The sequence below is a fragment of the Mycolicibacterium wolinskyi str. Jessa 2025 genome (assembly GCF_049241375.1).
Lineage (GTDB): Bacteria > Actinomycetota > Actinomycetes > Mycobacteriales > Mycobacteriaceae > Mycobacterium > Mycobacterium wolinskyi.
The window spans coordinates 2,159,547-2,173,352 of the sequence record NZ_CP185960.1; the positions used below are offsets into that span (position 1 = coordinate 2,159,547).

Consider the following 13,806-nt stretch of genomic DNA (forward strand, 5'->3'; position numbering starts at 1 on the left):
TCTACGGCTCCGGTCGGCCGTCCGCCAGGGCGGTGACCTCCGCACGGCGTGCGCGCTGGGCGAGGACGAGCGTCCACGCGCTGAGGCAGCACAGCGCCGCGGCCGTCACGAAAACCGATTGGAAGCCACCGAATCCGGTGCCTGCGACACCGGCAAGCAGCGGGCCTGCCGCGCGTGCGGCGACGACGAATGCGCCGAGCACGCCATTGATACTCGGATAGTTCGCGGGGCCGTAGTATTCGGCCACCAGCGTGCCGCGCACCAGCGCTTCCAGTCCGAATCCGAGACCGAACAACACCACGAACACCACGACGGTGACGGTGGCCGTCGCGTCCGTACCCGTCACGAACAGCAGCAGGGCGATCGCCACGCCTTGGCCGAAGAACAGCAGTGCGGTGATCAGATGCTGTGACATCCGGCCACGTAAGGCGATGACGATCAGCCGGCCTGCCACCTGGAACAACCCGACACTGCCTGCGGCCAGCGCGGCGGTGGACAACGAGTAGCCACGGTCGGTCAGAAAGGCGACAAGCACCACACTGACCGCGAACTTCGCGGCGGTGCTCATCACCAGGCACAGTGTCATCCACCGGAATGACTTGCTGCGCAACGCCACCCGTGAGCTTCCGGCGACGTGGTGCGGTTGGGGTGGCCGTGGCACGCGGGCGCCGTCAGGGTGGAGGCCGAGATCGGCCGGTCTGCGGCGAAGCAGCATGCCGTGCACCGGAAATCCGATGAGTGCGGCGATGCCGGCCAACACCACAAGGGACTGTCGCCAACCGAACGTGTCGACCAGAACGGCGGTCAGCGGTACGAACATGACGCTGGCCAATCCGCCGAACACCGTGAGGATGAGGACGGCGCGCGGGCGCAGTCGGTCGAACCAGGCCGCGGTCACCGCGAATGCCGGTTCGTACAACGTCGTGGCCATCGCGAAACCGCCGATGAAGAAGACGGCGTAGAACACCGGCACCGAATCGACCGCGGACCACAACAGCAACATGACCACGGTGGCGACGGTGCCCGCCGTCATCACGCCGCGCGCTCCGTGTACCTGCAGAACGCGCCCTACGGGGATTGCGAGCAGTCCGGAGATGAACACGCCCGTTGCGTACGCGGCGTTGAGTTCGGCCAGCGACCACCCGAGTTCGGCGCGCATCGGCACGATCAGAACCGAGAACGCATAGATCAGCACACCCCACGACACGAGTTCGGTGACGCTGAGCCCGCCGAGCATCAACCAGCCGTAGAAGGGACGAAATCGGCGTTGTCTCATCGCCTCAGGTCTTCTGTTCGCTATAGCGAATTAATTGCGTACAATAGTATACGTGAATCTTGCGGTGCTGGGTGAGCGGATTCAGTCATTGCGTGCCGACCGCGGGCTGACGTTGCGCGAGCTTGCCGATCGCTGCGACGTCAGTGTCAGCATGTTGTCGTCGGTGGAGCGCGGCGACAAGGCTCCGACCGTCTTGGTCCTGGACCGAATCGCCGGCGGTCTCGGTGTCACGCTCGCGGATCTGGTCGCCGAGCCCGACGCCACGCGAATCGTGGTGCGCCGCGCCGCCGATCAGGATCGCGTCGACGAGCCGGGCGGGTGGCAACGCACCATCCTCAGCCCGGTCGTGCCGGGCGTGAACTTCGAGTGGATTCGCAGCACGCTGCCCCCCGGCTGCGATGCCGGTACATTCCCCGCGTACGCGTCAGGTTCGCACGAGTTCGTCGCGGTGCAGAGCGGAACGCTGACCATGACGGTGGGACCCCACGAGGTCACCCTGTCGGCGGGTGATTCGATCTACTTCGCCGCGGATTGCCCGCACGGTTACGCCAATCACGGCCAAACGCGGTGCGACTATCACGTCGCCGCGCTCATCATGCGGCCACGTGGGCCGGGTACCGGCCGGGCGGTCACCCGACCTTCTGCGCAGTAACCTCGGCGCGCACGCGGTCGGACGGCAACAGGCTGACGCTGACGACCGAGATCACCGAGACCGCAACGAGATACCACGCGATCGCGTCGCTGGAACGGGTCGATGCGTACAGCGCCGCGGCGATCGTCGGTGCGAACGCCGAGCCGACCACCTGTGACAGGGTGTAGCCGATCGACACCCCGCTGTAGCGCACGTCGGTGTCGAACACGAGGCTGAACAACGCTCCGGTGACTCCGGCGGCCGGAGCCATCGCAAGGCCGAACACCAGCACCAGCGCGACGCCGAAGAGCACCGGGCTGCCGGTGTCGATCATCGCGAACACCGGGAACACCGAAAGCGCCATGAGGACGACGCCGATCAGGAACAGCCGTTTACGGCCGACGGAATCCGACCACGCGCCGAACACCGGATAGGCCACGACGGCAACCAACGCCGCGACGAACACGCCGAAAAGTGCTGCCGTCCGGTCGATTCCGGCCGCCACGGTCGCGTACGACACCAGGTACGCGACACAGATGTAGGCGAACACGCCCTGCGACAGATAGGCGCCGGCGACCAGGACGATCTGGCGCCAGTGCCGGCGGAACGCCGCCACGATGGGCATCCTGGTGACCGCTGAATCCGCGACAACCGCGACGAATTCGGGGCTTTCGGTGAGTTTGAGCCTGATCACCAGGCCGATCACGATGAGTACCGCGCTGAACAGGAACGGTACCCGCCAGCCCCACGCCAGGAACTGGTCGTCGGACAGCTGTGACACCAGGAAGAACGCGAGCGTGGCCGATGCGGTCCCGGCGGGCGCGCCCATCTGCGGGAACGCGCCGTAGAAGCCGCGCCGTCCGGCCGATGCGTGCTCGACGGCCATCAGTGTCGCACCGCCCCATTCACCGCCGACGGCAAACCCCTGGCACAGCCGCAGCAGCGTGAGCAGAAGCGGAGCGGCCAGCCCGATCTGGGCGTAGGTGGGCAGGATGCCGATCAGCACGGTCGAAACACCCATGCCGACAAGGGAGTACACCAGCATGCGTTTGCGGCCGATGCGGTCGCCGAAATGCCCGAACACGATGCCGCCCAGTGGCCGGGCGATGAACCCGACGCCGAACGTGGCGAAGGACAGCAGAACTCCGGCGGCAGGCGAGGCCTGCGGGAAGAACAGCTTGGGAAAGACGAGCGCCGCCGCCGTGCCGTAGATCAGGAAGTCGTAGAACTCGACGGTGGTGCCGATGAAGCTGGCCACCGCGACCCGCAGCGGCGACACCCGCGAGCCCATGTCGCCGTGTTAGTCGCTGGCCGGCAGTGGCTTGGCCTCTTTGAGGCTCAGTGCGGTGGACCCGATCGACAATGTGCCTGCGCCGGCCTTGGTGACGAGCACCTCGGCGCCGTTGTCGTCGACATAGCGCTTGCCCATCAGATTGCCGTCGGCGAACGCGGGATCGAGTGTTGCGCCAGAATCTTTTTCGGCGTCCAGCGGGACCATCGCGACGCCACCGGCGCGCAGGTCGTCGAGACTGTCGGCGCTGCGCACGACGATCACCTGGGTATCGCACACCTGGCTCTGCAGGCGGGTGCCGTTCTTGATCACGATGCTGACTCCTTTGCGATGGGCTGAAGTTCGTCGACGAGTTGACGGCGCAGCACTTTGCCGGTGGCGTTGGTGGGCAGTTCGTCGCGGAACACCACCCGGTCGGGTGTCCGCGATCCGCGGAGCTGCTTGCGCACGTGCTCCCGCAGCTCATCCGTATCTGGCGCGGCGCCCTCGGCCGGCACCACGACGGCCACGATGATCTGACCCCACTGCGGGTCCTCCGGCCCGACGACGGCCACGTCGCGCACGTCCGGGTGTTCGACGAGGACGTCTTCGATCTCGGCGGGCGCGATGTTCTCGCCGCCGCGGATGATCGTGTCGTCGGAGCGGCCGCCGATGAACAGGTAGCCGTCTTCGTCGAGCATCGCAACGTCTTTGGTGGGGAACCAGCCGTCGGCGTCGAGCACCGAACCGATCTCGGTGTACCGGCCCGACACCTGCTCGCCACGCACGAACAGCTCTCCGGTCTCGCCGGGACCCAGCACGGTGCCGTCGTCCGCGCGGATCTGCACCTCGATACCGGGCACGATCTGACCGACCGATCCGAGTCGGCGCGCGACGGCGGCGTCGTCCGCCGCCAGCGCGGCCCGGTGATCGTCGGGGCCGAGAACCGCGATGGTGGAACTGGTTTCGGTCAACCCGTAGGCGTTGACGAAGCCGACCCCCGGCAGCAGCTGCAGAGCCTTGCGGACCAAAGGCAGCGCCACCTTCGAGCCGCCGTATGCCAAGCTGCGCAGCGAGGGTAGCTCGGTCCCCGCCGTTTCGAGCGCGGTCACGATGCGGTCCAGCATGGTCGGCACGACGGTCGCCGACGTGACGCCTTCGGCCCGAACCAGTTCGACCCACCGGCCTGCGTCGAAGTTGCGGAGGTACACCATCTTGCGCCCGGCGTAGAGATTCGACATGGCCGCGCTCACGCCCGCGATGTGATACGGCGGAACGCAGATCAGGGCGGCGTCTTCGGGTGCGGCGGAATCGAATTCGACGGTCCCGGTGATGTAGCTGGTGAGGTTGTTGTGGGTGAGCTCGACGGCCTTGGGTCGCGATGTCGTGCCCGACGTGAAAAGCACGACTGCGACGGCGTCGGGGTCGGCGAACTCCGCTGCCGGCTCGGACGAACGCGCGGCGGCCAGGAACTCCTCGGAGGTGATCACCTGCTTACCCGCCCCGGCGACCACGTCGGCGTATTCGGCGTCGGCCACCACCAAGGGTTCGGGCAGGCGGTCGATCAGCTCGCGCAGGCCCTCGGCGCTGAGGCGGTAGTTGAGTGGCGTGAACGGCACACCGGCACGGGCCGAGGCGAACAGCAGCAGCGGCAGCAGCACGCCGCCGGTGCCCACATAGGCGACGTGTGCGGCGCCCGATGCGGCGATCGTGCCTGCGCCGCCGTCGGCCAGTTCGCTCAATTCGCCGACAGACACGCGGATGTCGTCGGACACCACCGCGGTGCGGTCCGGGTTGCCCGACGACGCCATCTCGAGCAGCAGCGAGATACTCATAGGCCTTGTCCAGGTGCGTCGATGAAGATGTCGATGATCGGGTCGTCCCCGCCACCGTAGCGGGACAGGTCGGTCGCGCCTGCGGCGTTGAGCACCTCGGAGTCGATGAAGGTCTGGCCGGTGACCTCGGCGGCCGGCCGCGACAGGATCTCGACGGCCGCGTCGGCCATGATCTCGGGGTCACGGGAACGTGACGTCATCTTGTCGCCCTCGGCCAGATTGGTGACGGCCGCGGTGGCGATGTAGGTCTCGGGCCACAGGCAACTGAATCCGATGCCCGGGTATTCGGCCGCCCAGCCCAGCGACAGCAGCGTCATCCCGTACTTCGACAGCGTGTACGACGGGTGGGCGCCCAGCCAGTAGGGGTTCATGTTCAGCGGCGGGGCGAGCGTCAGCACGTGCGCGTTCGTGGACTTCTTGAGATGGGGCAATGCCGCTTTGGTCAACAGGAACGTGCCGCGCACGTTGATGTCCATCATCAGGTCGAACTTCTTGACCGACAACGTCTCGGTCGGTTCGGTGGCGATCGCGCTCGCGTTGTTGACGACGATGTCGACCCCGCCGAAGTGGTCGACCGCGGTGTCGACCGCGCGCGCGACGTCCTCTTCCTTGCGCACATCGCCGACCACGGCGACGGCCTTGCCGCCCGCGGCCTCGACGTCGGCCACCGCGGTATGGACGGTGCCGGGCAGCTTGGGATGAGGCTCGGCGGTCTTGGCCAGCAGTACGACGTTCGCGCCGCGGCGGGCCGCGCCGAGCGCGATGGCCTTCCCGATGCCGCGGCTGCCGCCCGATACGACCAGCGTGCGGTCGGTGAATGACTCCTGCTGGCTGGACATGGGCCTCCTTGTTGCCACGCTACCCAAAGGGTATTGCCATTCTCATTTTTGGCAAGTGACGTAATCATAAGCTGCGTGGTTCCGGGAATCGGTGCCGACCTGATCTTTCGGGCGACGGTCCGCGCCTCGTCGGCCAGGCGGGTCAAAGCCTTCCGGCCTGTACACGGCGCACATTTCCACCGCGCGGTATTGGCATTCTCATTTTTGGCAAGTACGTTATCGAGTGATGAGCGAGCAAGACGACCCTCGGGTAGAGACCCCATCGGGCATCCCGCTGGAGCCTGTCTACGGACCGGATGACCGGGCCGGCGATCCGCCGGCGCCCGGAACCTATCCCTTCACGCGTGGCAACTTCGCGTCCGGCTACCGCGGTAAGACATGGACGTTCCGGCAGTACTCGGGCTTCGGCACCGCAGAGGAATCCAACCGCCGCTACCGCTACCTGCTCGACCAGGGCGGCACCGGATTGTCGGTCGCGCTGGACCTGCCCACGCAATGCGGGTACGACTCCGACGACGAGGAGTACGGGGAAGAGGTCGGCCGGGTCGGCGTCGCTGTGGACACGCTGGCCGACGCCGAGATCCTGTTCGACGGCATCCCGCTCGACAAGATCAGCACGAGCTTCACGATCAACGGCACCGCGGCGATCTTGCTGGCGTTCTATGTCGCTGCCGCGGAGAAGAAGGGCGTGCCGCGCGAGAAGCTCACCGGCACGATCCAGAACGACATCCTCAAGGAATACGCGTCGCGCGGAACCTGGATCTGGCCGCCGGAACCGTCGCTGCGGCTGATCGCCGACACCATCGAGTTCTGTGCCGCGGAAGTACCGCGGTTCAACGCGATCTCGGTGGCGGGCGCGCATTTTCGCGATGCCGGGGCCAACGCCGTGCAGGAGATGGCGTTCACGTTGGCCGACGGGGTCACCTACTGCGACACCGTGGTCGAGCGCGGGCGGATGAGCATCGACAAGTTCGCGCCCCAGATCTCGTTCTTCTTCTACACCCATGGCGACTTCTTCGAGGAGATCGCGAAATACCGTGCCGGCCGGCGGCGCTGGGCCACGATAGTGCGCGAACGCTACGGCGCGACGACCGACAAGGCGTCGATGTTCCGGTTCGGCTGCGTGTCCGGCGGCGCGTCGCTCTACGCCCCGCAGGCGCAGAACAATCTCGTGCGGGTGGCCTACGAGGCGATGGCCTCCGTACTCGGCGGCGTGCAGTCGATGTTCACCGCCGCCTGGGACGAGCCGTTCGCGCTACCCAGCGAGGAGTCGGCGACGCTCGCGCTGCGCACGCAGCAGATCCTGGCGTACGAGACCGGCGTGGCCAAGGTGGCCGACCCGCTGGGCGGGTCGTACTTCGTCGAAGCACTCACCGATGCCACCGAGGCCAAGATCATCGAGATCATGGACGATCTCGACAAGCACGGCGGCATGGTGCGCTGCATCGAGGACGGTTATCTGCAGGGTCTGATCGCCGACGAGGCGTTCAAGATCCACCAGGAGATCGAATCGGGGGAGCGGGCCGTTATCGGGGTCAACCGATTCGTCGCCGATGAACCACCGCCCGAGATCGCGACCTACGAACTCGACGCCGAAGGTCGCGACCTGCAACTCAAGCGGCTGACCAAGGTGAAGGCCGAGCGTGATTCGGCGCTCGTGAAACAGACGCTCGCAAGTCTTTCCGCAGCGGCCGAGGGAGACGACAATCTGATGCACAAGCTGATCGACTGCGCCAACGCCTACTGCACGGTGGGGGAGATGGTGTCGGCGCTCAAGGCGGTTTGGGGCGAGTTCCAGCAACCGGTGGTGTTCTAGCGATGCCGACACGAGTATTGGTCGCGAAGCCCGGTCTCGACGGGCACGACCGGGGTGCCAAGATCGTCGCCCGCACATTGCGCGACGCCGGATTCGAGGTCATCTACACCGGTATCCGCCAGCGCATCGAGGACATCGTCTCGATCGCGCTGCAGGAAGACGTTGCCCTGGTGGGCCTTTCGATCCTGTCGGGCGCGCACGTGGCGCTGACGACCCGCACGGTCGAGGCGTTGCGGGCCGCCGATGCCGGTGACATCGCCGTCGTGGTGGGTGGCACGATCCCGCAGGGCGATGTGCAGAAGCTGCTCGACGCCGGAGCCGCCGCGGTGTTTCCGACCGGCACCGGCCTGGACACGTTGGTGACCGAGGTCCGTGCCCTGACCGAGAAGGTGAGCTGACATGCGATTGGGCGTGATGATCGGGGCCGAGCGCGGCGACATGGCCCGCAAGGTCAACAAGCTCGCGGCCGACATTCAGTGGGCCGAGGCCGCGGGCCTGGACAGCGCATGGATGCCGCAGGTGCCCGACGACTTCGACGCGCTCACGATGGTGACGCTCATGGCCGCGCACACGTCGACGATCGAACTGGGCACCGCGGTGGTACCGCTGCAGGCCCAGCATCCGATTGCCTTGGCGCGCCAGGCATTGTCCGTCCACGCTGTGACGGAGGGACGGCTGGCGCTCGGCGTCGGGCCGTCACACCACTGGATCATCCGCGACATGCTGGGCCTGCCGTACGAGAAGCCGGCCGCCTACACGCGTGACTATCTCGAAGTGCTCAACGCCGCGCTGGCCGGGCCGGGGCCCGTCGATGTCGAGAACGACACGTTCACCGTCCACAATCCGACCGCGCTCGCGGCGCAGACCCCCATGCCGGTGCTCGTCGCGGCGCTCGGTCCGGTGATGCTGCAGATCGCCGGCGAACTCGCCGACGGCACCGTGCTGTGGATGGCCGACGAAAAAGCCATCGGCGAGCACATCGCACCCAAGATCACCAAGGCCGCCGCCGACGCGGGTCGGCGGGCACCGCGGATCGTGGCGGGAATCCCGGTGTGCCTGTGTGCCAACTCGGAGATCGACGCCGCGAAGGAGCGCGCCAACCGGATCCTGGCGGAGGCCGAGACCTCACCGAACTACCAGCGCCTGCTGGATCGCGGCGACGCCCGCAATGTCGGCGACCTGTGTGCGGCCGGCGACGCTGAAACGATCCTGCGGCAATTCCGCCGCTTTGCCGACGCCGGTGTGACGGACCTTTCGGTGCGGCTGCTGCCGATCGGGGACAACCGCGACGAGCTGATCGCGTCGAAGTACCGGACGCGTGAGGTGATCGCCGAGCTCGCCAAGCAGGTGCGATGAGCGCTTGCGCGAAGAGCCGAGGGCACAGATGACCGCCCCGCTGGCCGGTATCCGCGTGATCGAGGTCGGCGTCATGCTGGCCGGACCCTACGCCACGATGATGCTGGCCGATCTCGGCGCCGAGGTGATCAAGATCGAGCCGCCAGGCGGTGAGATCTCGCGCCAGGTCAGTGACAGTTACTTCGCAAGCCTCAACCGGGGCAAGCGCAGTCTGTGCCTCGACTTGGCGTCGGAAGCCGGGCAGGCCAAACTCGGTGAGCTCGTGCGAGATTCGCACGCGCTGCTGGTGAACATGAAGCCATCGGTGATCCGCCGGCTCGGGCTCACCTATGACGCGCTGCGTCGCCACAACGAGAAGATCGTGTGTGTGGCCATGACGGGTTTCGGCCTGGACGGCGGCGACGACCCGGCGTTCGACTACGTGATCCAGGCCGCGACCGGGGTGGCGGCGATGACCGGTGATCCCGACGGCCCGCCGACGCTGCCCGGATATTCTTCGGCCGACAACTCGACGGGCCTGACGGCCGCGCTGGGCCTGTTGGCGATGATCGTGGCCGGGCAGGGCGGCCAGGTCGACGTCTCACTGCGTGACGTGATGCTGTCGCAACTGAACTACCGCGCGTCGGCCTTTCTCAACGACGGGGCCGAGCCGCGTCGGTACCCGAACGGTGCTCATTCCTATTACGTTCCGGCGCAACTTTTTCCGACGGCCGACGGCTACCTGGCGTTGTTCATCACCCACGATGGCTTCTGGAGGTCGTTCGCGGCCGAGGCCGGCGTGGCGGGCTTCACGACCATGGCCGAGCGGGCCGCCCGGCGCGACGAGGTGCTCGACGTCGTGACCGCGGCACTGGCGGCCGACACCGCAGCCGGCTGGGAGGCGCGGCTCAAGCCGCTCGGAATACCGGCCGCGGCGGTGCGCACCCTGCCCGAGGCGCTGACGGCCACACCGGAGGTGCTCGTCACCGCTGGCGATTTCCGGTTGGTGGGCAACCCCATTCACGTCGCCGGATACACGCCGGATTACCGGCCGGCGCCGGTGTTCGATGAGTACGCCGAACAGGCTGCGGTTCAATCCTCGTCGTAGGACACCGTGATGCTGTCGCAATCCGGCACGGCCTGGCAGGTCAGCACGTATCCGTCGGCGACTTCGTCGTCGTCGAGTGCATCGTTGACCCGCATCGTCGCGGTGCCCTCGAGAAGCTTGGCCATGCACGTGCCGCAGTTACCGGCCTCGCACGAGAACGGCGGGGTCATGCCGGCCCGGCGGGCGCTCTCCAGGAGCGTTTCCCCCTGCCGCCGCGGCACCGATGCCTGCTCGCGGTCGAACACGATCGTGACCTTCCCTCCGGTTTCGCCGGCGGGCGTCGCTTCTGCGGTCATCTGACTCCCCTGCGCACTATCATTCTGACCTAGCGAGAATATCATTCTCCAGAAATGATAGTATCTTCTCGGTCGGGTTTCCAGGTCGCTGCTGTCGTGGTGCGCAGTTCGGAGAGGGGTTGCGGCTCTTGACTCAAGACGCAATTGCTCCTGGCGTCGGCACCGATGTCGCGCTCGCCTTCGAGGACCGTGAGTTCACCCTCGGCGAGCTGGACGCACTCACCAGTGGCATGGCCACCACGCTGGAGCACCGCGGTGTGAAGCCCGGCGACCGGGTCGCGATCATGTCGTCGAACCGGCCGGAGTTCGTGGTGGCGTTACGCGCGATCTGGCAACTCGGCGCCGCTGCGGTTCTCATCAGCCCGGCCTGGAAGGCCGCCGAGGTGGGCCACGCCCTGACGCTCACCGGCGCCACACACGCCGTCGGTGACAACGCAGTGCTCGCCGAGCAGATGCCGATGTTGCACCTGGACGAGCCGATCACACCGGGCCTGCGGCAATTCGAACCACCCGACCCCGCTGCCGACGCACTGTTCGTGTTCAGTTCTGGAACCACCGGGATGCCGAAGGCGGTGCGGCACACGCACGGCGGGTTCGCGGCCGCGATCCGGCATTGGCGGGACGCGCTCGGCCTTACCGCCGCCGATCGCATGCAGATCATGACGCCGCCGTCGCACATCCTGGGCCTGCTCAACATCGCCATGGCGCTCGACACCGGCGCCTGGATGCGGCTGCACCGCCGCTTCGACGTCGACCAGATGCTGCGCCACATCGAATCCGACCGCATCACCATCGAGATGGCCGTCGCACCAATCGCTTTGGCGCTGGCTGCGCATCCGGAGCTGGAGCGCTTCGACCTGTCCTCGCTGCGGTACGTCATGTGGTGCGCGACGCCGGTGACCCGAAGTGTTGCCGAGGCCGTCACCGAGCGGGCCGGCGTGCGGTGGCTCACGGCGTACGGCACCACCGAACTTCCCGTCATCGCGTGCAACCCGCTCACCGGAACCCGTATCGAAACGGTCGGCATCCCGGTGCGGGGAGTCGAGGTCCGGATCGCCGACGACGGCGAGATCCGGGTGCGTTCGGATTCGGTGATGGCGGGCTACCTGCCCGAGTCCGCGACCGCAGATGCGTTCGCCGACAACTGGTATCGCACCGGCGACATCGGTCATCTCGACGACGACGGCTATCTGCACATTACCGACCGCTCGAAGGAGATGGTCAAGGTGCGCGGTTTTCAGGTGGCCCCGGCGGAGGTCGAAGGCGTCTTACACGGCCATCCCGCGGTCGCCGACTGTGCGGTGTTCGGCGAGCCGCACCCGGTCGACGGGGAGGCCATCGTCGCGGCTGTCGCGACGAGTACGCCGGTGTCAGCGGACGAATTGATCGGCCTGGTCGCTGCCCGCTTGGCGTCATACAAGCGGCCCAGCCGCGTGGAGTTCGTAACCGAAATACCGCGGTTACCTTCGGGAAAGGTATTGCGACGAGTGCTGAAGGAGCGGCATGGACGTCCGTCTGACGGCTGAACAGCAGCAGCTGCGAGAGGCCGCAGCGAAACTGGCCGACGATCTGGGACCGGGTTCGGTCCAAGAACTGTCGGATGAAAGCCGGATCGCCCGGTTGGAGAGCACCGTCGCCGCCACCGAGTGGCGCACGCTGCGGGCCGACGGAGCCTCCGGGGTTGAGGTGGCGATCGTCGCCGAGGAATTCGCGCGCGGTCTCGTCGACGTGCCGTTCCTCGGCCCGGTGCTCGCCGACGATCTGGGCCGCCGGCTGGGCCGCGAGATCGCGGTCGGGACGGCTGAAGCCGCTGCCCCTGGCGTCGACCTGACGCGCAGCACCGTCGGCGTCGACGAGTCACCCGCGGCGTTGACCGAGCTGTCGGCCGACGCCGCGCTGCGCTGGCACGCGCTGGCCCTGGCGACCACGAGTGCCGACCTCGTCGGCGCGGCTCGCGGCGCGCACGCGCTGGCGGTCGATTACGCGAAGGTGCGCGAACAATACGGCTCGACCATCGGGTCGTATCAGGCCATCGCGCATCTGCTGGCCGAATCGCTCGCGTTGATCGAAGGTTCGGTGAGCGTGCTGCGCCACGCCGCCTGGGCCGTCGACGAACTGCCCGCCGAGGAGACCGTGCGGGCCGGGCGGATCGCCAAGATCTACTGCGCCCGGGCGGCTCGGACAGTGTGCGAGACCGCGATCCAGGTGCACGGCGGCATCGGGAACACCTGGGAATGCCTCGCGCACGTCTATCTGCGGCGCGTGCTGACTTCGACCGAGCTGTGGCCCGTCGTATTGGAGGAGATCGATCTTGGATTTTCGTGATTCACCCGAGGAAGCGGCATTCCGGGACCGGCTGCGGGCCTGGCTCGCCGACAACGCGGCGTCGTTCAAGACGTCGGGTGACGACTACTGGGCCCGGCAGGGGGAGTGGCATCAAGCCCTCTATGCCGCAGGCTTTTTCGGTACGTCGTGGCCGAAGGAGTTCGGCGGTCAGGAATTACCGCCCGTCTACGACGTGATCGTCGACGAGGAACTCGCGCGTGCCGGTGCACCGCCGCGGCCCAGCCTCGGCTACCTCGTCGTCGGTTTGGGACATCACGGCAGCAAGGAACTGCAGCAGCGGTTCCTGCCCGGCATGATCAACGGGACCGAGCGCTGGTGCCAAGGCTTCTCGGAACCCGGGGCCGGCTCGGATCTGGCGTCACTGACCACCACGGCCACGCGTGACGGCGACAACTACATCATCAACGGTCACAAGATCTGGACGAGTTACTCCGATGTCGCCGACTGGTGTCTGGTGCTCGCCCGCACCGACAGGGATGTGCCGCGGCACAAGGGCATCTCGGCGTTCATCGTCTCGATGCATCAGGACAGCATCGAGCAGCGGCCACTGCAGATGATCAACGGCGTCACCACCGAGTTCGGCCAGGTGGCCTTCGACGGCGCGGTCGTGCCGGCGTCGCAGATGGTCGGTGAGCCCGGTGACGGCTGGCGGCTGGCCATGACCGTCGTCAGCCATGAGCGCGAACCGTCAACCCTCGGCTACTCGGCACGTTACGGAAAACTGGTGCGCGAGATGGCCTCTCGGGTTGACGGCAGGGCGCCGGAAGAGTTGGCGTGGGCCGCCGTTCAGGCCGAGATGCTGCGACTGCACGTGCGCCGTCGGCTGTCCGAACAGCTCGACGGCATCAAGCACGGCCCGCAGGGCTCGCTCGACAAGCTGCTGATGACCTGGGTCGAGCAGTCGGTCGGGCACGCCGCGCTCGCGGTGACCGGAACGAAGGACCCCGAGCTGCTCAGCGCCTACCTCTACAGCCGCGCGCAGAGCGTCATGGGCGGCACGTCGCAGATCCAGAAGAACATCATCGCTTCGCGAATCCTGGGATTGGGGGTCTGA

The 13,806-nt window shown here is 67.1% G+C and carries 14 protein-coding genes; 8 read left to right on the forward strand and 6 right to left on the reverse strand.

The features are described from left to right. Position 1: 1 nt before the first annotated feature. Positions 2-1,276: an MFS transporter gene (locus ACOI2T_RS10780; RefSeq protein WP_409501199.1), complete on the reverse strand. Its 1,275-nt coding sequence runs from the start codon at positions 1,274-1,276 to the stop codon at positions 2-4. A gap of 52 nt (positions 1,277-1,328) precedes the next feature. Between ACOI2T_RS10780 and ACOI2T_RS10785 the strand changes: the two genes are divergently transcribed. Beyond that, entirely contained in the window at positions 1,329-1,928 is a 600-nt protein-coding gene (locus ACOI2T_RS10785; protein WP_409501200.1) for a helix-turn-helix domain-containing protein, read from the forward strand. Here the strand turns inward: ACOI2T_RS10785 and ACOI2T_RS10790 are convergent. Genes ACOI2T_RS10790 through ACOI2T_RS10805 form a run of 4 tightly spaced genes read right to left on the reverse strand, consistent with a single transcriptional unit; the run spans position 1,906 to position 5,851 of the window. After that, positions 1,906-3,198 (reverse strand): MFS transporter, encoded by a 1,293-nt coding sequence (locus ACOI2T_RS10790; RefSeq protein WP_409501201.1) that lies wholly within the window; start codon positions 3,196-3,198, stop codon positions 1,906-1,908. The two genes, ACOI2T_RS10785 and ACOI2T_RS10790, sit on opposite strands and share 23 nt — an antisense overlap. 9 nt (positions 3,199-3,207) lie before the next feature. Next, positions 3,208-3,510, reverse strand: coding sequence for a hypothetical protein (locus ACOI2T_RS10795; RefSeq protein ID WP_409501202.1), 303 nt, complete (start codon positions 3,508-3,510; stop codon positions 3,208-3,210). After that, complete coding sequence (locus ACOI2T_RS10800; protein WP_409501203.1) at positions 3,507-5,012, reverse strand: class I adenylate-forming enzyme family protein; 1,506 nt, start codon at positions 5,010-5,012, stop codon at positions 3,507-3,509. The genes ACOI2T_RS10795 and ACOI2T_RS10800 overlap by 4 nt, the downstream gene beginning before the upstream one ends. Continuing rightward, positions 5,009-5,851, reverse strand: coding sequence for an SDR family oxidoreductase (locus ACOI2T_RS10805; protein ID WP_409501204.1), 843 nt, complete (start codon positions 5,849-5,851; stop codon positions 5,009-5,011). The genes ACOI2T_RS10800 and ACOI2T_RS10805 overlap by 4 nt, the downstream gene beginning before the upstream one ends. 226 nt (positions 5,852-6,077) lie before the next feature. Between ACOI2T_RS10805 and ACOI2T_RS10810 the strand changes: the two genes are divergently transcribed. From ACOI2T_RS10810 to ACOI2T_RS10825, 4 genes are read left to right on the forward strand one after another with little or no spacing between them, the layout of a single operon-like run. Further along, complete coding sequence (locus ACOI2T_RS10810) at positions 6,078-7,667, forward strand: methylmalonyl-CoA mutase family protein (RefSeq protein ID WP_409501205.1); 1,590 nt, start codon at positions 6,078-6,080, stop codon at positions 7,665-7,667. Between the two features lie 2 nt (positions 7,668-7,669). Beyond that, positions 7,670-8,065 (forward strand): cobalamin B12-binding domain-containing protein, encoded by a 396-nt coding sequence (locus ACOI2T_RS10815; RefSeq protein WP_067858070.1) that lies wholly within the window; start codon positions 7,670-7,672, stop codon positions 8,063-8,065. 1 nt (position 8,066) lies between these two features. Next, the gene (locus ACOI2T_RS10820; RefSeq protein WP_067858067.1) at positions 8,067-9,023 is read left to right on the forward strand and encodes an LLM class F420-dependent oxidoreductase; all 957 of its coding nucleotides are present in this window, start codon (positions 8,067-8,069) and stop codon (positions 9,021-9,023) included. Positions 9,024-9,051: 28 nt separating this feature from the next. Continuing rightward, positions 9,052-10,110, forward strand: coding sequence for a CaiB/BaiF CoA transferase family protein (locus ACOI2T_RS10825; RefSeq protein ID WP_409501206.1), 1,059 nt, complete (start codon positions 9,052-9,054; stop codon positions 10,108-10,110). On the opposite strand, the gene ACOI2T_RS10830 is transcribed toward ACOI2T_RS10825, so the two are convergent. After that, entirely contained in the window at positions 10,095-10,406 is a 312-nt protein-coding gene (locus ACOI2T_RS10830) for a 2Fe-2S iron-sulfur cluster-binding protein (RefSeq protein ID WP_067858061.1), read from the reverse strand. The genes ACOI2T_RS10825 and ACOI2T_RS10830 overlap by 16 nt on opposite strands. Positions 10,407-10,534: 128 nt before the next feature. Between ACOI2T_RS10830 and ACOI2T_RS10835 the strand changes: the two genes are divergently transcribed. The 3 genes from ACOI2T_RS10835 to ACOI2T_RS10845 are packed head-to-tail and all read left to right on the forward strand — an operon-like array spanning position 10,535 to position 13,806. Beyond that, positions 10,535-11,932: a class I adenylate-forming enzyme family protein gene (locus ACOI2T_RS10835; protein ID WP_409501207.1), complete on the forward strand. Its 1,398-nt coding sequence runs from the start codon at positions 10,535-10,537 to the stop codon at positions 11,930-11,932. Further along, entirely contained in the window at positions 11,910-12,731 is an 822-nt protein-coding gene (locus ACOI2T_RS10840) for an acyl-CoA dehydrogenase family protein (protein WP_409501208.1), read from the forward strand. The genes ACOI2T_RS10835 and ACOI2T_RS10840 overlap by 23 nt, the downstream gene beginning before the upstream one ends. Next, on the forward strand, positions 12,718-13,806 hold the full coding sequence (locus tag ACOI2T_RS10845; protein ID WP_409501209.1) for an acyl-CoA dehydrogenase family protein: 1,089 nt from the start codon (positions 12,718-12,720) through the stop codon (positions 13,804-13,806). The genes ACOI2T_RS10840 and ACOI2T_RS10845 overlap by 14 nt, the downstream gene beginning before the upstream one ends.